Source organism: Vibrio injensis (assembly GCF_001895205.1).
GTDB classification, from domain to species: Bacteria; Pseudomonadota; Gammaproteobacteria; order Enterobacterales; family Vibrionaceae; genus Vibrio; species Vibrio injensis.
In genome coordinates, this window is sequence record NZ_BDJF01000032.1 from 36,429 (window position 1) to 54,796 (window position 18,368).

General features: G+C 43.6%; 13 protein-coding genes. 5 read left to right on the forward strand and 8 right to left on the reverse strand.

Annotated features, from left to right (window positions below; all coding sequences use genetic code 11):
• Window positions 1-30: 30 nt before the first annotated feature.
• The 3 genes from BSR11_RS16050 to rppH are packed head-to-tail and all read right to left on the reverse strand — an operon-like array spanning window position 31 to window position 3,612.
• Window positions 31-828 carry a sulfite exporter TauE/SafE family protein gene (locus tag BSR11_RS16050; protein ID WP_072671344.1) on the reverse strand — a complete coding sequence of 266 codons (798 nt, stop codon included), beginning with the start codon at window positions 826-828 and terminating at the stop codon, window positions 31-33.
• A 17-nt stretch (window positions 829-845) separates the two neighbouring features.
• Window positions 846-3,092: a phosphoenolpyruvate--protein phosphotransferase gene (gene ptsP, locus BSR11_RS16055; protein ID WP_072671345.1), complete on the reverse strand. Its 2,247-nt coding sequence runs from the start codon at window positions 3,090-3,092 to the stop codon at window positions 846-848.
• 1 nt (window position 3,093) lies between these two features.
• The gene (gene rppH, locus BSR11_RS16060) at window positions 3,094-3,612 is read right to left on the reverse strand and encodes an RNA pyrophosphohydrolase (RefSeq protein WP_040903856.1); all 519 of its coding nucleotides are present in this window, start codon (window positions 3,610-3,612) and stop codon (window positions 3,094-3,096) included.
• A gap of 622 nt (window positions 3,613-4,234) precedes the next feature.
• Between rppH and mutH the strand changes: the two genes are divergently transcribed.
• Both mutH and BSR11_RS16070 read left to right on the forward strand, forming a co-directional pair.
• Window positions 4,235-4,903, forward strand: coding sequence for a DNA mismatch repair endonuclease MutH (gene mutH / locus BSR11_RS16065; RefSeq protein WP_072671346.1), 669 nt, complete (start codon window positions 4,235-4,237; stop codon window positions 4,901-4,903).
• Window positions 4,904-5,106: 203 nt separating this feature from the next.
• Window positions 5,107-6,141, forward strand: coding sequence for an NADP(H)-dependent aldo-keto reductase (locus BSR11_RS16070; RefSeq protein ID WP_072671347.1), 1,035 nt, complete (start codon window positions 5,107-5,109; stop codon window positions 6,139-6,141).
• 57 nt (window positions 6,142-6,198) lie between these two features.
• Here the strand turns inward: BSR11_RS16070 and BSR11_RS16075 are convergent, their stop codons facing one another.
• The 4 genes from BSR11_RS16075 to brnQ form a co-directional block, all read right to left on the reverse strand.
• Window positions 6,199-7,527 carry a sigma-54-dependent transcriptional regulator gene (locus BSR11_RS16075; protein WP_072671348.1) on the reverse strand — a complete coding sequence of 443 codons (1,329 nt, stop codon included), beginning with the start codon at window positions 7,525-7,527 and terminating at the stop codon, window positions 6,199-6,201.
• A gap of 396 nt (window positions 7,528-7,923) precedes the next feature.
• Window positions 7,924-9,456 carry a lysine--tRNA ligase gene (gene lysS / locus BSR11_RS16080; RefSeq protein WP_072671349.1) on the reverse strand — a complete coding sequence of 511 codons (1,533 nt, stop codon included), beginning with the start codon at window positions 9,454-9,456 and terminating at the stop codon, window positions 7,924-7,926.
• Between the two features lie 32 nt (window positions 9,457-9,488).
• Window positions 9,489-10,587, reverse strand: a protein-coding gene (prfB, locus tag BSR11_RS16085) for a peptide chain release factor 2 (RefSeq protein WP_110167867.1) whose coding sequence is annotated in 2 segments (ribosomal slippage) — window positions 9,489-10,511 and window positions 10,513-10,587 — 1,098 coding nt in all. Because the reading frame shifts where the segments join, the coding sequence is not laid out codon by codon here.
• A gap of 239 nt (window positions 10,588-10,826) precedes the next feature.
• Window positions 10,827-12,140, reverse strand: a complete 1,314-nt coding sequence (brnQ, locus tag BSR11_RS16090) for a branched-chain amino acid transport system II carrier protein (protein WP_072671350.1) — start codon at window positions 12,138-12,140, stop codon at window positions 10,827-10,829.
• Window positions 12,141-12,447: 307 nt separating this feature from the next.
• On the opposite strand from brnQ, the gene BSR11_RS16095 reads away from it, so the two are divergent.
• Both BSR11_RS16095 and srmB read left to right on the forward strand, forming a co-directional pair.
• Entirely contained in the window at window positions 12,448-13,170 is a 723-nt protein-coding gene (locus tag BSR11_RS16095) for a tRNA1(Val) (adenine(37)-N6)-methyltransferase (protein WP_072671351.1), read from the forward strand.
• Window positions 13,171-13,259: 89 nt separating this feature from the next.
• Window positions 13,260-14,495: an ATP-dependent RNA helicase SrmB gene (gene srmB / locus BSR11_RS16100; RefSeq protein WP_072671352.1), complete on the forward strand. Its 1,236-nt coding sequence runs from the start codon at window positions 13,260-13,262 to the stop codon at window positions 14,493-14,495.
• Window positions 14,496-14,558: 63 nt separating this feature from the next.
• Here srmB and prfC read toward each other — a convergent pair whose 3' ends face one another.
• A complete protein-coding gene (gene prfC / locus BSR11_RS16105; RefSeq protein WP_072671353.1) occupies window positions 14,559-16,148 on the reverse strand; it encodes a peptide chain release factor 3 in 1,590 nt (529 codons plus the stop codon).
• A gap of 193 nt (window positions 16,149-16,341) precedes the next feature.
• On the opposite strand from prfC, the gene BSR11_RS16110 reads away from it, so the two are divergent.
• Window positions 16,342-18,366 carry a putative bifunctional diguanylate cyclase/phosphodiesterase gene (locus BSR11_RS16110; protein WP_167363671.1) on the forward strand — a complete coding sequence of 675 codons (2,025 nt, stop codon included), beginning with the start codon at window positions 16,342-16,344 and terminating at the stop codon, window positions 18,364-18,366.
• Window positions 18,367-18,368: the final 2 nt, after the last annotated feature.

Genomic DNA, 18,368 nt, shown 5'->3' on the forward strand with positions numbered 1-18,368 from the left:
AAAATAGCGTTCTCTGTCTTAGATAAAAAGTTATTGCAACAACATTGTTATTGCTACGAACATCAGGAAAAAAGCAAAAAAACGTTTTAGCGTTACCGTCGGCAATCGTGACGCTAATTTAGCGCCGATCCGAGTAGTCAAGATTGAGGTGGAAGCAATGGCTAATAATGCAGGAAGATACACATAACCTAGGCTATATTCCGGTAGATTTTCTACTCGATAACCATGCAAAATAAAGCCTAACATACCAGAAATGGCAATCACTAAACCACACACGGCCGATGAACCAACTGCTTTACGCATCTCAACACCATGGTGATTTAAAAAAGGAACCGTTAATGAGCCACCGCCAATTCCCGCTAACGTAGAAATAATTCCGATCCCATTTCCTGATAATAACGTCACTATCGCTCCCGGCATCGGCCTTGTTGAACGAGCTTGCATGGAAGAACGTACCATCTGCAGTGCAAGAGCCAAAACGATAACCCCAAATACTTTAGGTAAATAATCACTAGGGATCCACTCGGCAACCACAGAGCCTAAAAAACCGCCAGTAAGCACGCCCGGCAGCAGCCATTTAACAACAAATAAATCGATATTACCCAATTTAAGATGATTCAACGCAGAGGAAATAGAGGTGATGATGATCGTCGCTAAAGAGGTCGCCAGAGCAATATGCATAACGATCTCTGGATGAATGCCCATTTGCGGTAACAAAAACAGCAGGGCAGGAACCACTAATAGCCCACCACCAATGCCTAATAAACCGGCCAATAATCCAACGACAGAACCTAATATAATTAGCAGAAGAATGAACTCAATACCCACAGTGGCGTCCTATTTGTTTATTTTTTACCTGCCCGCACAAATCCAGCGAAGCCTTTCGTTTCAAAATGGGTAAGCATCATATTATAAATGTCATGACCATACGATTGCATCAAGGCTTTATCAGCCAATAACTGTAATTCACGCCTTGCCGAATGACGAACCAAATATTTTACTTTGGCTACGTTTGACGCATTCATACTCAAAGTGGAATAGCCTAAGCCGATGAGTAATAAAGCACCAAAAGGGTCACCAGCCAGCTCACCACAGACACATACTGGCAACGAATACTGCTGACAGGTTTGCGAAATTTGTTTCAATGCCATAATCACTGCAGGGTGCATCGAATCATAGACATCCGAAACATGGGTATTGTTCCGATCAACCGCCAAAAGATACTGCGTTAAATCGTTAGTTCCCACTGAAATAAAATCGACTTTTTTGGCAATCAATGGCAATAGATAGAGCATGGAAGGCACTTCAAGCATAATACCGATTTTAGGCCTGACGATGCTGGCATCAACTTTGATCGATTCTTGATAGGCTTGATCGATAAATCGCCGAGCATCATCAAGCTCTTTTACCCCAGAAATCATCGGCAACAAAATACGCAAATTATCATGGCCACTACTGGCTCGCAGCATGGCTCGTAATTGAATTAAGAAAATGTCTGGATGATCCAGCGTAAAACGAATGCCACGCCAACCTAAAAAGGGATTATCTTCATCAATGGGTAAATAAGGGAGCGGTTTATCACCACCGATATCTAAGGTACGCATCACGACAGGCTGATCAGGATAACCTTCAAGGACCGCTCGATATTGCTGAATTTGCTCTTCTTCAGAGGGTAAACGTTGTTGAAGTAAAAAAGAAATCTCGGTGCGATAAAGTCCTATGCCATCAATGCCTTGATTAATAGCGATATTCGTATCTGCGCTTAATCCAGCGTTTAACAGTAACTCTATCTGCACACCATCTTCGGTTAATGCGGGCTCTAAAATTGCCTCATTGACCATTTGTGCCAATTGTCGCTCTTCGTAGGCCAACGCACGATATTCAGCAAGAATAGGCTTACTAGGGGAAATGTATAATTTACCACTGTAGCCATCAACAATGCCTTTTTTGCCATTCACTTGCTTTAAGTTCAGTGACACGCCCATCACCGCTGGAATACCCAACGCGCGAGATAAAATGGCGGCATGTGAATTGGCCGCGCCCTCAAGAGAGACCACAGCTAATAACTTATCTTTCGGTAAACCAGCCAATATCGATGCGGTTAGCTCTCGCACCACTAAGATAATCGGTTTGTCTAATTGTTGCTGTTCATGCTCCGTGTTGTAGAGAAAATAGAGCAGCCGCTGACCAAGCTCACGTATGTCTTGTGAACGCTCCCGCAAATAAGCATCGGACATACGAGCAAAACGGTTAGAATAGCTTTCGACAACTTGGCGTACCGCCCAGTCAGCGCGATCGCCTTTCAGAACTTGCGCCTTCAGATCATTGCGCAACATAGGATCATTGAGTAAATGGGTAAATAAGTCAAAAATCGCCAATGCTTCTTTATTGATATCGTTATCAAGCTTTTTGCGTAACTTACGAAAATCGTTCAGAGCATTTTCAATTGCCCGGGTTAACCAAGCTTGTTCTCTTTCTTTATCTAAGGTCGAAGCGGGAGAAACGTCCGTCAATTGTGGTTGAGAGTCATCCCACCACAACTCGCCAATCGCAACCCCAGTTGAGGCGGCAATGCCACTGACAGACTGTTGCTTTTTAGATAACAGCCAATGTCCTTGCGTTTGGGAATGAGCAATGATCACCGCTAACTGAGCCGCCAGCGTCACCAAGAAAGAGACTTCCATCTCGCTGAATAAGCGAGGCGATTTTTGCTGTACCACCAAAACCCCCAACACTTGTTTGCGGTAAATGATGGGGGTACCAAGAAAAGAGTGATAAACCTCCTCTCCCAGTTGTTTAAAATATTTAAAATTAGGATGTTGTGAGGCTTTAGCAAGGTTAATCGGCTCAGCAGTACGTTTAACTAAGCCCACTAAGCCTTCATCAAAACCAATATGAATTTTATCGCCTTTGAAAGTTAACCCTTGTGTCGCCATTAACTCAAGGCGAGACATCTCTTCATTCGCTAAGTAGACCGTGCAACATTCCGTGTTCATCGCTGTACACGTCTGTTTTACAAAAATATCCAATGCTTGATAAACATCTTCCACTTTTGATACTTGTTCAACAATATCCCTTAGCTGAGAGAGCATCTTATCCCCTACGGTTTTTGCGCTTACCTTTTATTTTACGTTCTTTAAATGGCATGGCTAAAGAGACAAACTCTTTCATTGCTCGCCGATATACATCACGCTTAAAAGACACAACTTGCCTAACTGGATACCAGTAGCTTACCCAGCGCCAACCATCAAATTCAGGGGTGCTACCACGTTGCATGTTGATTTTTGATTCATCACATTCAAGACGCAGTAAGAACCATTTCTGTTTTTGTCCAATACAGACCGGTTGAGAATCCCATCGCACTAAGCGCTTTGGTAGTTTGTACCTTAACCAATGACGACTAGTGGCAATGACTTTAACATCTTTCTTTGTTAACCCAACCTCTTCGTAAAGCTCCCTAAACATCGCTTGTTCGGGAGATTCACCCTCATCAATCCCCCCTTGAGGAAACTGCCATGAGTGTTGTCCATATCGTTTCGCCCAGAATACCTGACCATGGTTGTTACAAATCACAATACCTACATTGAGTCGGTAACCATCGCCATCGATCACTGGCAAACCTCTCATAAAATCTTAATGATGTTGATTTTTCCACATATCCCCAGCAGGAGCAAACGAACTCGTGTGATTCAGGCGAGATTTATTAACGATCGAGAAGAAACTGCATAACTTTCACTCATCGCTATAGTTATCAACAAAAGAATGAGAGACAGAGCACATTTATTCACGTTTTCTGTGAATAACCATGTGAAGAAGCCGAAGGAGTAGACTAAAAATTCTATATTTAATCTTATCATTGGTTAGATATCATGACTAAAAATAAAAATAATCAATAAAAAACAATTAGATATAACTTAAAACAAAAACAACATCTACCAAGTTGTTAAAAAGATCAAAAGTATAACTGTATCGTTCAAAGATCCATCAAATGTATGGTTATCCACACTTGAATGAATTTATCGACCTAACATTACTTTTCTATCCTTCATATAGCGTTTAAAAACCCTGTTTATCCATACATGAATGAGAAAAACCCTAACTATCGACAGATGACTTATGAACATCTGTGGATAACTTCTGATAATGATCTTTTCATTACTGGACTAGTGAAGAGTCTGTTACTCCCCAAGGCGAGTTTTTGTTACACTAGGTTTTTTACCTCAGTATCTTCGCTATGCTATCAGAACCTAAAAGTGAACAAGAGCTTCTTCATCGAGCCCAACACATTGCCGGACTTAGTTTTGCCGAATTAGCTGAACATGCACAGATTGCTGTTCCTGCCGATCTCAAAAAAGATAAGGGCTGGGTTGGTCAGCTATTAGAATGGCATTTAGGCGCAAGTGCCGGCAGTAAACCACAGCAAGACTTTGCCAATTTAGGTATCGAGCTAAAAAGCATTCCGATTGGTTATACTGGTAAGCCTCTTGAAACCACCTTTGTTTGCGTCGCACCGTTAACGGGTGTCCAAGGACTGACATGGGAAAATAGCCATGTCCGGCAAAAATTGTCGCGGGTGTTATGGATCCCTGTTCAGGGAGAGCGAGAAATCCCTTTAGCAGAACGTCGAGTCGGCTCGCCACTGATTTGGAGCCCTTCAGCCACAGAAGAAGCGCAATTAAAAGCCGATTGGGAAGAATTGATGGAGTTTATTGTACTCGGTAGGATTGCTGAGATTACCGCAAGACATGGTGAAGTATTGCAACTGAGACCAAAAGCCGCTAACAGCCGAGCGTTAACCGAAGCTTATGGCGTCAATGGTCGTCCGATCCGAACCTTGCCGCGAGGTTTTTATTTACGGACTCAGTTTACCGCGCAAATACTCCAGCAGCATTATCTGTACTAATCTCATGCTCAGCCATTAAGCAACGAATTTAAGATAAAACGAGCAGTGACTTTACCCTGTCGCTTAGATTATAGTGGAATAATTCGATTCAATGTCTCTCTCCCTAACTCCTTGGTGTTTAAAGACAACGGCGATTTTCGCTCGCTATCGTTTTATTGATCACCCATCAAAAGTAGGGAGCTTCACGGTAACAAGGAAGTACAATGCAATATACAAAATTACCGCATTCAACATTAGAAATCAGTAAGATTTGCTTAGGTACCATGACGTTTGGTGAACAAAATGATCAAGCGCAGGCCTTTCAGCAACTCGATTATGCTCTTGAACGTGGCGTCAACTTTATCGACACTGCAGAGATGTATCCTGTCCCACCCAGCGCCAAAACCCAAGGTTTAACAGAAGAGTACATTGGTCGTTGGTTAGAGAAATCAGCGAAACGTGAAAAAGTTGTACTGGCCACTAAAGTAGCCGGTCCACGAAGTGTCAGTTATATTCGCGATAAAATGGCTCTGGATCATCGCAATATCCATCAAGCGATCGATGATAGTTTACGCCGCCTAAAAACCGATTATGTCGATCTCTACCAATTGCACTGGCCACAACGTCAAACCAACACCTTTGGCCTACTCAACTACCCTTATCCGGAAACTCAAGAAGAGATCACCTTGATCGAAACCTTGGAAGCAATGAACGATTTAGTACGGATGGGAAAGGTTCGTTATATTGGCGTTTCAAATGAAACACCTTGGGGATTAATGACGTATCTTCGTCTAGCGGAGAAACACGATTTACCACGCATGGTCTCTATCCAAAACCCTTATAACTTACTGAATCGTAGTTTTGAAGTTGGGCTATCAGAGATAAGCCATTATGAAGGCGTTAAATTACTCGCTTACTCCCCATTAGCATTTGGCACATTGAGTGGTAAATATTTACATGGTGCACGTCCTAGCGGTGCACGCTGCTCTTTATACGAACGTTTTCAGCGTTATTTCACACCACAAGGGTTAGCGGCAACACAAGCGTATGTCGATTTAGCGCATGAATTTTCCTTGGATCCCGCACAAATGGCGTTGGCTTTTGTTAATCAGAGACCGTTTGTCGCCGCCAATATTATTGGTGCGACAACTATCGAACAGTTAAAAACCAATATTGATAGTCTAGATCTGGTATTGAGTGAAGAGCTGCTCGGCAGAATCAATCAGATTGCGATCCAATACTCGAATCCTTGCCCTTAAGCTTAGTGTGACGACGTTAGGCCCTTTTTAAGAGCCTAACGATTGAAAAAAATACGACTAAAAAATCGAGTCAGAGAGTAAGCCATGCTTATTCAAAAGGCGATACATGGTCGCTCGGGATATGGCTAACTCTCTGGCTGCATGAGTGATTTGTCCGCGATGCGCTTCTAATGCCTGTACGAGTGCCTCTCGCTCTGAACGCTCTTTAATGCTTTTTAACGTTCTTTTACTTTCTCGTTTAGGTAGATCAAGCTGCGTTTCATCAAGCATGATCGAATCAGACATTAAGACCATTCGCTTAATTTGATTCATTAACTCACGAACATTGCCCGGCCAATCATATCGCTCCATCGTTTGTAGTGCCTGTTCAGAGAAACTCCGCGCTTGCGCGTTGTACTCTTTGGAGTACTCCTTTAAAAAATGCCCAGCAAACAGTGCAATATCGCTTGATCGTTCTCGCAAACTGGGGACATTAATCCGCAATACATTAATGTAATGATAGAGCTCTTCATTGAATTCACCATCAATCAACGCCTTTTCAATATCAGTCGTATGGGTAGCTAAGATTCTTACATCCACCGCCTTTGCACCAATCGACGCCGGTAAAGTCCCTTGTTGGAAAAAATGCAACAAGTTGAGCTGTTGTCGTTTCGGTAACGCCAAAATATCATTAAGTAATAATGTTCCCTGATGAGCTTTCGCTAACAAAGGGGGGATTGAATCGGGATGCCCGATACCGAATAACTCGGCTTCAAGTTGATGTTCTGGTATCGCTTGGCAATTAACACTGACAAAAGGTTTATGAGCACGAGATGATGTGTTGTGAATAGCTCTAGCAACTCTTTCTTTACCCACTCCACTTTCACCAGAGATAAGAATACTGACATCGGTTGGTGCAACGCGTTTAATTTGATCACGTAGTCGCTTAATTGGCAGCGATTCACCTAATAAATCCATTTGATTATTAATACCGTAATTCGGCCACACTTTTTTTTCTAATTGCAGCATACCCAGTTGATGGCCAATAGTACTCAGTAATTGAGCATCAGGGATTGGTGCGGTAAAAAAGTCGATACAGAAATTGACGATAAACTGGCAAATCGTATCGGAGCTGAGCTGAGACTCGCGAACAAATGCCAACCAACGAACCTGCTTATGGCTACTGACCAAATTAGCAATACCATTCAAGCTAAATTCATCATTGCTGAGATCAACAATACCAATACATGGTCCAATTTCTGTAAATTGTTGATCTACTTTACGCAAATCTGCGCATTGCATACAACGCCATCCGGCCTTTTCTAAAACGGTTAACCACGGTTCATAGCTGCCTCCAACGACAATCAGCGAACCGGGAACGCAATTCATCCGAAATTGAGTGCCCATCAACAGGTTTCCTTATGAGTATTATTGTTATACAGCGCTGAATTGATTGATACCCATACAGCTTTGGAGATACAGATGGCAAGGTGGACTTGCTCCATCTCTCAATGTCGCTCACGATGACAAAAATGCCCCCGCTTAGCCAATCGAGTTAACGCAGTGATTGGCCAAAAGTAACGATCATTGTCGCTAACTTAGCGGTACTCTAAAATAGAATCTATCTCACGAGTAAGACTATAGGCAATATCATCCATAAACGAAGGGATAATACTGTTTTTTTTGATCGCACATCCTTTATTGTCCTAATTAATGACAGGCTAAGATCGCTATCAAGGCATCTCACCAAGTATCAAGCAAAAAAAACCGCCTCGTGGGCGGTTTCTAAGTTATCACTAACCATTATTGCTGCGGACGCATCGCTGGGAACAAAATAACGTCACGAATCGTATGTGTATTAGTCAATAACATCACTAAACGGTCAATACCAATCCCTTGACCAGCCGTCGGTGGCAAACCATGCTCAAGGGCAGTAATGTAATCTGCGTCGTAGAACATCGCTTCATCATCACCAGACTCTTTGGCTTCAACTTGCGATTTGAAACGTGCATCTTGGTCTTCGGCATCATTCAGTTCTGAGAAGCCATTCGCCACTTCACGACCGCCAATGAAGAATTCAAAGCGATCGGTGAAGAATGGATTATCATCACTACGGCGAGCTAACGGCGAGATATCCGCTGGATAGCCAGTAATGAATGTCGGCTGCATCAATTTCGGCTCTGCCGTTTCACCAAAGATCTCTTCAAGAAGCTGACCACAAGTCCAGAAAGGCTCGACATCAACATGCACCGATTTCGCAATCGACACCATAAGATCACGATTTTGTAGGTCATCTTCAGTTAATGCTTGAATTTGCTCGTGTTGAGGATTGTAGTGCTTGATGGCTTCAAACATGCTCATGCGAGCGTATTTACCACCAAACTCTACGGTTTCATCACCATAAGGCATCGACGTTGAGCCTAGCACTTCAAGTGCAACCGTACTTAGTAGCTCTTCAGTGAAATCCATCAAATCTTTGTAATCTGCATACGCCATATAGAATTCCATCATGGTGAATTCTGGGTTATGGCGAGGTGATAAGCCTTCATTACGGAAGTTACGGTTGATTTCAAAAACGCGATCAAAACCACCGACAACCAAACGTTTTAAGTAAAGCTCTGGAGCAATACGCAAATACATTGGCATATCAAGCGCGTTATGATGAGTGATGAATGGACGCGCACTCGCTCCACCAGGGATGACGTGCATCATCGGCGTTTCGACTTCCATAAATTGTTTTGAAGTCATGAAATTACGAATGGCTGACATCACTTTAGAGCGGATGACAAAAGCTTGACGAGAATCTTCATTGACAATCAAATCAACGTAACGTTGACGATAACGCATTTCTTGATCGGTTAAACCATGAAACTTTTCAGGTAATGGACGTAGCGCTTTAGTCAGCAGTTCATACTGCTCAATATTTACGTAAAGATCGCCTTTACCTGACTTATGCAAAGCACCTTTCACGCCAATAATGTCACCAATATCAAGCCCTTGATATTTTTCTTTTAGCTCAGCCTGTACCGTTTTGTCGGCATAAGCTTGAATTCGACCGGACGTCTCTTGAATCACCAAAAAAGGACCACGCTTAGCCATCACTCGACCCGCGATGGAAACAATATGATTGAGTGCTTCCAGTTCTTCTTTGCTCTTCTCACCGAACTCTGCTTGTAGATCACCCGCTAAGCTATCACGACGAAAGTCATTCGGGTGACCGTTCGCCTTACAACTTTTACGGATGTGCTCTAACTTACTACGACGCTCTGCAATTAGTTTGTTTTCTTCTTGCGCGATTTGCTCTTGATTCGTTTCGTTTTGAACAGCATCAGTCATTTTGCATGTACCTTGTTTTGTCGGTAAAAAGCTTACAGACCTGATTTCAGGCTAGCTTCAATAAATTTATCTAAATCACCATCGAGAACCGCTTGTGTATTACGGTTTTCAACTCCAGTACGCAAATCTTTGATCCGTGAATCATCTAATACGTAAGAGCGAATTTGGCTTCCCCAACCAATGTCCGATTTAGCATCTTCATTGGCTTGTTTTTCAGCATTTTGTTTTTGTAATTCCAACTCAAACAATTTGGCGCGTAGTTGCTTCATCGCTTGGTCTTTGTTTTTATGCTGAGAACGATCGTTTTGGCACTGCACCACGGTATTAGTCGGAACGTGGGTAATACGTACCGCCGATTCTGTGGTGTTAACGTGCTGACCACCAGCACCCGATGCACGATATACGTCGATACGTAAATCTGCTGGGTTAATATCTACGGCAATATTTTCGTCAATTTCTGGGTAAACAAATGCTGAAGCAAAAGAAGTATGACGACGGCCGCCGGAATCAAACGGGGATTTACGAACTAAACGATGCACTCCCGTTTCGGTTCTTAGCCAGCCATAAGCGTAGTCCCCGATAATACGCACAGTCGCGGATTTAAGTCCAGCAACATCACCCTCGGAAACCTCAATCACTTCGGTCTTAAAGCCTTTGTCATCCGCCCAACGCAAATACATCCGCAATAGCATCGACGTCCAGTCTTGAGCTTCTGTACCACCAGAACCAGCTTGTAAATCAATGTAGCAATGCGAAGCATCATGATCACCAGAGAACATGCGACGAAACTCTAGCTGTGCTAGTTTCTCTTCAAGTTCTTCGAGCTCAGGCAGGATTTCGTCAAACGTTTCTTGATCCTGAGCTTCAATCGCCAGTTCAAGTAAACCTTCAACATCATCGACCCCTTGTTCCAGCTGGTTAATGGTTTCCACTACCGCTTGTAACGAAGATCGCTCTTTGCCTAACGCTTGTGCACGCTCAGGTTCATTCCACACATCGGGTTGTTCTAGTTCAGCGTTGACTTCTTCTAGACGCTCTTGCTTAGCGTCATAGTCAAAGATACCCCCTGAGGATCGATGTGCGCTGCGACACGTCCTGAATACGGGTTTTAATCGGATTGATTTCAAACATAGTTATTTTGACTTTATGAATAGAATTTAACCGCAGAATTCTACTGAAAAATGTGACGAAGATACAGGAAAAATTGCCTAGAAAAAAAGCGGAGCCATACGGCTCCGCTTTAGGGGATATTGGATTTTAGCGACATGACGTGATTCACCATCACAACACCTAATCACAATAAATGGTTAACAGTATGCAGATTAACGTCACGCCATCAACACGCTGCTCTATTGCAACCTAAAACGTCACTAAGCAACATCATTAGAGGATTGTTCTACCACTGAACGAGCCATAAAGAACATGCATATTAGCGCCGCTAACGACGGTAAAACCCAACCCATACCGACATCAAACAGTGGCAACATGTCGAACATTGACATATCTAGCCCAACGACTTGAGCGGCATCAATTAAAGCAAACAAGAACGCAACTAAAGTCACAACCCGAAAAGCCACTTTAGGATTCGGCATTTTGTGGCGCACAAAGGCGAGAACCACTAGCGCTATCGCGACAGGATAAAGCGCAACCAAAACTGGAATCGACAAAGCAATCAGCTGAGATAAACCAACATTAGCAACCACTGCACAAGCAACGCCATTAATCACTACCCAAGCGCGGTATGGAAGAGGCGTCAAGGAGCAGAAGTAATCTGAACACGCAGAAATAAGACCGATCGCCGTCGTCAAACAGGCTAAAAGGACGATGGTCGATAAAACTAACTGCCCATAAGGACCAAATAAAGCTTGTACATATTGGCTTAAAATAAAGCCACCATTATCTGCGCCAGCGGCAATAGCTGAACTGGTTGCACCAAGATAAAACAGAGAGATGTACACCGAAGCAAGACCGAAGGCAGCAATAAAGGCTGAACTGATAAGATATTTCGTCGTCGCACGCTGCTCGGTAATCCCCTTAGCACGCAAAGCATCGACGATTAACATTCCAAACATCAAAGCCGCTAAGGTATCCATGGTGTTGTAACCTTCCAAGAAACCTTTAGTGAAAGGTTGAGTGGCATAAGGCCCAGTGGCCGGCATCCAATCGCCTTGAGGGTCTAAGAACACACCAATCGCCAACACGACTAGACCGATAAAGAGCGCGGGAGTTAATACTTTACCGATGAGGTCAATTAAACGTCCTTGCGACCAAGAGAAAAACATTGCTACCAAAAAGAAAAGGATCGAGAAAATAGTTAGGTGAGCTTGCGAGCTATCAGCAAAGAGTGGACTAACCGCCATTTCATAAGCAACCAGTCCGGTTCGTGGCGCAGCAAAAGCCGGACCGATAATAATGAAGATCAATACGGCAATCAGTGTCGCGACTTTGATTGGCAGATCTTTCGTAAGGTGATTCCAGCTACCTCCAGCAATCGCCACCGCAATGATCGTCACTAAAGGCAGTCCCACCGCCGTCAATAAAAAGCCCCCCATGGCAGACATCAAGTTTATCCCAGCTTGTTGACCCGCTAATGGCGGAAAGATAATGTTGCCTGCGCCTAAAAAGAAGGCAAATAGCATAAAGCCTAATGCGGCAATATCTGTTAATTTTAACGTCTGTTTCACAGATAACCCTTATATTTACTTATTTAATGAATGTTGTGTGTGCATCTCTAGACAGTACAAGCCATCTAGTTTTTAGTGAAGGCGAATAATGAACAACCTATCAGCATTTCGCAATAGCTAAGGGAAAAACACTACATTAATTTATTCTGAAGGTTCAATAGCAGTTAAATACACTAATTTATAAAACATTAATGGAATGATATTTCAGTTACCAACCCATGACTGCGGTTGTTTTTTCAGCACAAAACACCAAACAAAAAACCAACAGCAGATTAACTTTTAAAAAACAACCCCATAGCGATATTTAATGAAGACAGATCGACCGATAACAAAAGGCTTTCGTTTTAAGCAATTTACCATTGAACCTGGGCACAGTGGCATGCCCGTCAGCACCGATGGTGTACTATTGGGAGCCTGGGCTTTCACCCGCCCCCCCGAACGTATACTCGACATTGGTTGTGGTACAGGCTTACTGAGCTTAATGTGTGCTCAACGTTTTTCCGATAGTCACATTTACGCTATCGATATTGATCAGCAAGCATTTTTGGCCACGGCAAATAATGTACGTCGCTCAGCATGGTCGGCACGTATAGAAGTGGTCCATGATGATATTACCGCTTTACGTTTTATTCAGCCGTTTGATGCCATCATCTGTAATCCCCCCTATTTTAATAGCGGGCAACCAGCACAACAAAAAACGCGAGCGATCGCGCGTCATACAGATACGCTTTCTCATCAACAATTACTGCTCTGTTTGACAGAATATTTAACTCACCAAGGTACTGCTAGCCTAATTTTACCCGAACAAGAAGGACAAGCATTGATTGAACAAGCACGACAACAAGGTTGGTATTTAACCCGACTCTGTCAAGTCAGATCTACGGCAGAAAAACCGGTGCAACGACTATTATTTGAACTGAGCCGTACCGAACAACAATTACAATCAAGCGAGCTGATCATTCGTGAGTCCGGCAACTATAGCGACGCATTTATCCAGCTTACCCGTGCTTTTTATCTTAAGATGGTGTAATTAAAGATGTGATCTAGACGTGGATCCAACTATAATGTGCGCCCTCTATTTTAGACTATTCAGCCCGAGCCTTGCGGAGTAAATAAACTGTGACTAAAACCTTTGCTGACCTAGAACTGGATGACAATCTCCTTGATGCAATTAAAGAATTAGGCTTCGAACGCCCAACTCAAGTGCAAGAGGAGGCGATTCCCCACGCCCTGGACGGTAGAGATATTCTTGCCTCTGCTCCGACAGGCACTGGAAAAACGGCAGCGTTTGTGATTCCAGCTCTGCAATATTTACAAGATTTTCCACGCAAAAAACCGGGACCTGCGCGAATGCTGATCCTGACGCCAACGCGTGAATTGGCAATGCAGATCACTGAGCAAGCTCGTCAACTCGCCAAACATACTCGGCTGAATATCTTTACCATCACCGGAGGAGTGCAGTATCAAGAACACGCAGATATTCTTGCTACCACGCAAGATATTGTGGTGGCGACACCGGGGCGCCTACTTGAATACATCAACGCCGAGCGCTTCGATTGCCGGGCGATTGAATGGTTGATCCTTGATGAAGCCGACCGCATGTTGGATATGGGATTTGGTCCTGTCGTCGATCGTTTAGCCGCCGAATGCCGCTGGCGTAAACAAACCTTACTCTTTTCTGCGACCTTAGAAGGCCGTGGCGTCGAAGGCTTTACCGCGGATCTTCTCAATAACCCAGCAGAAATTACCGCAGAACCACCTCGTCGGGAACGGAAAAAAATCGCGCAGTGGTATCATCGTGCTGACAGCATGCAACATAAACTCGACCTGCTAAAAGTGATTCTTACTCAGCAAGCCGAGCGTTCTATCGTGTTTCTCAAAACCCGTGAACGCTTAGCCGAATTACGAGGAGAACTAGAACGAGCCCAAATCCCTTGTGCTTGGATCCAAGGTGAAATGCCGCAAGATCGACGTAACAACGCCATTAGCCGTTTTCGTGAAGGGGATGTCAATATCCTACTGGCGACCGATGTCGCTGCACGAGGTATTGATATTCCTGATGTCAGTCACGTGATTAACTTTGATATGCCACGTAGCGCGGATGTTTACCTCCATCGTATTGGTCGAACCGCTCGAGCCGGTAAAAAAGGCAATGCGATTTCTTTAGTCGAAGCGCATGATCAAATGATGATGGATCGCGTCGCTCGCTATGTGAAAGAAGAGATTAAAGAACGCTTTATTGATGGATTACGCCCTACGCATAAAAAGCCGGTGTTTAAGAAAAAGAAAAAAGACGACAGTAAAAAGAAAGTTGCCGCCAAAAGCGTGAAGAAAAAGACCAAGAAAAAGAAATAAACCCAATAAAAAAGCCGATGAACAATCCATCGGCTTTTTTATTACTCATGAGTTAACGACGCATTAATGCTCACGTGTCGCTCGGAAAATAATCTCCGGAGCACGTTCTTGCGCTAAGTTAAGGTTAACCATGGTTGGAGCGATATACGCTAAGTTATCACCACCATCCAGAGCCAAATTACTTTGGTTTTTACGCTTAAACTCTTCGAACTTCTTCGCATCAGCGCACTCGACCCAACGTGCGGTTGCCACATTAACGCCTTCGTAAATGGCTTCCACATTATATTCCGATTTCAAACGTGCCACGACCACGTCAAACTGCAGCACACCTACCGCTCCAACAATCAAATCGTTATTTTGTAGTGGACGGAAAACTTGCACGGCTCCCTCTTCAGAGAGTTGTACTAGCCCTTTCAGTAGCTGTTTCTGTTTGAGAGGATCACGCAGACGAATACGGCGAAACAGCTCTGGAGCAAAGTTAGGGATCCCAGAGAATTTCAGTGATTCACCTTGGGTAAAAGTATCACCAATTTGAATCGTACCGTGGTTATGTAACCCTATGATATCTCCAGCGAAAGCTTCTTCGGCACGTGAGCGATCGCCCGCCATGAACGTCACCGCATCGGAAATACTAACTTGCTTACCAAGGCGAACATGATTCATCTTCATGCCCTGTTTGTACGTCCCAGAAACAATGCGCATAAAGGCAATACGATCTCGGTGTTTAGGATCCATATTGGCTTGAATTTTAAACACAAAACCAGAGAATTTTTCTTCCGTCGCTTCAACCACACGTTCATTCGCTTGACGAGCTAAAGGCGCTGGAGCCCATTCGGTAAGTCCATCAAGCATATGGTCAACACCAAAATTACCGAGTGCCGTACCAAAAAATACTGGTGTCAAAGCACCTTGCATAAATAGCTCAAGATCAAACTCGTGAGAGGCCCCCAACACCAACTCTAGCTCTTCCCGTAATTGATTAGCTAAATCAGCCCCGATTTGAGCATCAAGATCTGGGTTTGTTAACCCTTTAATCACTCGTTGCTCTTGAATGGTATGTCCCTGTCCAGAAGAGTATAAAATGGTTTCATCACGATGAATGTGGTACACCCCTTTAAACGCTTTACCACAACCAATCGGCCATGTGATCGGTGCACAAGCAATGTTTAGCTCATCTTCCACTTCATCGAGCAGCTCCATCGGATCTCTAATTTCGCGGTCCAATTTATTCATAAAGGTAATAATTGGCGTATCGCGCAGACGAGTGACTTCCATCAACTTACGAGTTCGGTCCTCAACCCCTTTTGCCGCATCGATAACCATCAGACATGAGTCGACTGCTGTTAGCGTCCGATAGGTATCTTCCGAGAAATCTTCGTGTCCCGGAGTATCCAGCAGATTGACCAACGCATTTTGATAAGGGAACTGCATTACCGATGTGGTGACAGAGATACCACGCTCTTTCTCCATCTCCATCCAGTCAGATTTAGCATGCTGTGCTGAACCACGGCCTTTTACCGTGCCAGCGGTTTGAATCGCGCGTCCAAATAATAAGACTTTTTCGGTAATGGTGGTTTTACCCGCATCGGGGTGCGAAATAATAGCAAAAGTTCGGCGCTTTGAGACTTCGCCGATAAAAGGAGTCGTTGACATGCAAGGTATCTTCTTTTTCGGCCGACAGCTAACTCAATGCGAGGGTGTCGACCTTATGGTTCAAATTGTCGGATATTCTCGCTGATCTTAAGGTTTGGAGCAACTAAAGGCGTATCGCATTATTTAATCAGAAAAGTTAATTTATCTATCATTATGAACTATAAATACTAAATACTTAAAAATAGATTCAGTCCTGATGACATTAAAGCCTATCAACTCCCTTGCGTTTCGACAAGCGAACACCGTATTTTGGGTCTCCGTGTTGGTTGGCCTCTGCTTTAGCTTGTATCATACTTTGGTTGATTTGCATCATGAGCAAAAACGAGTTGAAGAGTATTATCAATTCAAACTCGTGCAAAATTATACTAATGCCAGCCAAGCGGCTTACCACCTTAATCATTTATTAGCAGAACAAGTGGTCTCTTCTTTAATGGCAGAGCCAGCGATCATTAACGCGGCAGTGATTGATGATTTTGGTGATGTCTTAGCTAAGCAGCAGCGACCTATCAGTCATCCCTCGTTAATGACAAGCAGTTTGGTGAGTTACCTTACACCTGAAAGTCCGGTTTTTGTCAGCGAATTACATCAACCCGATTCGCAAATTGTGGTCGGAAAACTGAGCTTTATGATTGATGGCAATAGCATTGCTCATGCGTTTATCGTCAAAACCACTCGGGTGATCCTGTTTGATTTACTGCGTAATACGCTATTAACCATTATCTTATTGGCCTTTTTCTATCGTAAACTTTCCCGCCCAATCACCACGTTAATTGACTGGGTACGTTCATTACCTACCGCTCAACACCCCATCCCGACCAATTTACTACGCCCCAAAGACGAATTAAGTGAGCTTGCCTCTAGCTTTCAGTCTTTATGGCAAGACAAAGAAAAAGCGCAAGCCAAACTGAACCACTTGGCCTACTACGATGGTTTAACCGGATTAGCTAATCGGGGATTATTGCTGCAAACACTGACTCAAGCGATTGCTTATGCGCATCAACGCCAACACACAGGTGCACTTTTTTACTTAGATTTAGACCGTTTTAAAACCATTAATGATTCTTTAGGGCACACCATTGGCGATACCTTAATTCAATCCATCGCGCACCGTTTACAGGCTTGGGCCAATCAGAGTTATACTGCTGCCAGAGTGGGCGGAGATGAATTCGCAATTATTATTCCCAGTTTACCTTATCAACAAATTTCGAGTATCGCTCAGCAGTTATTGGCTTTATTGGCTAACCCTCATTCGATTGATGGCCATCAGCTGTATTGTACCGCCAGTATTGGTATTGCCACTTTCCCCTCTGAAGGGATCACCAGTTTGGATGTTTTTCGACAAGCAGATACTGCCCTTTACCGCGCAAAAACCTGTGGACGAAATAAATATTTATTTTATGAACCGGAAATGCAGGCGCAAGTAGAGACGTTTCTTGATATAGAGAAGGGGCTTCACGAAGCTTTGCAATACCATCAATTGGAGCTTTATTACCAACCACAAGTGAATGAGCAGCATCAATTGATTGGTGTTGAAGCATTAATCCGTTGGCATCATCCAGAAAAAGGGCTACTTCCGCCCGGTATTTTTATGCCAGTCGCTGAAGAGACCGGACAGATTTTACCGATTGGCCGCTGGATCATCGAGCAAGCTTGTTATCAACTCTCTCAATGGCAAAAACGTGGCGTGCTTCCTGAACATTTTCGCCGTTTAGCGATCAATATTAGTCCGCTGCAGTTTTCACAGGCCTCTTTTGTTGAACACATCGTTGCCACCCTTCAACAAAGTGGGATCAGTGGTCACTATATTGAATTAGAAATCACTGAAGGCTTACTGTTAGAGAATATCGATGAAGCCATTCAAAAAATTGCTCAGCTAAAAAGCCAGTCGCTGCATTTGGCGATTGATGATTTTGGTACAGGGTATTCATCGCTACGCTACTTAAAAGATCTCGCGGTTGACGTATTAAAAATTGATCGTTCTTTTGTCACCCAATTGCATTTAGATCCTAGCGCGCAGGCGATTGTCGATACTATTTTATTGATTGCCAAACGTCTTGATTTACAAGTGATTGCCGAGGGCGTTGAAGACAAATTCGAGCTAGAGGCACTGAAAACTATGGGGTGCACACAGTTCCAAGGGTACTTATTTGATAAACCCTTAACCAGCCAAGAACTTGAACAGCGGTTTATTCACCATTGTTATTCAAAAACGCCTTAGCT

What these genes read in the sequence shown, in the direction of transcription:
- ptsP (WP_072671345.1), bottom strand. Translation starts at nt 3,092, where the DNA reads ATGCTCTCTCAGCTAAGGGATATTGTTGAACAAGTATCAAAAGTGGAA.
- mutH (WP_072671346.1), top strand. Translation starts at nt 4,235, where the DNA reads ATGCTATCAGAACCTAAAAGTGAACAAGAGCTTCTTCATCGAGCCCAA.
- BSR11_RS16070 (WP_072671347.1), top strand. Translation starts at nt 5,107, where the DNA reads ATGCAATATACAAAATTACCGCATTCAACATTAGAAATCAGTAAGATT.
- BSR11_RS16075 (WP_072671348.1), bottom strand. Translation starts at nt 7,527, where the DNA reads ATGGGCACTCAATTTCGGATGAATTGCGTTCCCGGTTCGCTGATTGTC.
- lysS (WP_072671349.1), bottom strand. Translation starts at nt 9,456, where the DNA reads ATGACTGATGCTGTTCAAAACGAAACGAATCAAGAGCAAATCGCGCAA.
- BSR11_RS16095 (WP_072671351.1), top strand. Translation starts at nt 12,448, where the DNA reads ATGAAGACAGATCGACCGATAACAAAAGGCTTTCGTTTTAAGCAATTT.
- prfC (WP_072671353.1), bottom strand. Translation starts at nt 16,148, where the DNA reads ATGTCAACGACTCCTTTTATCGGCGAAGTCTCAAAGCGCCGAACTTTT.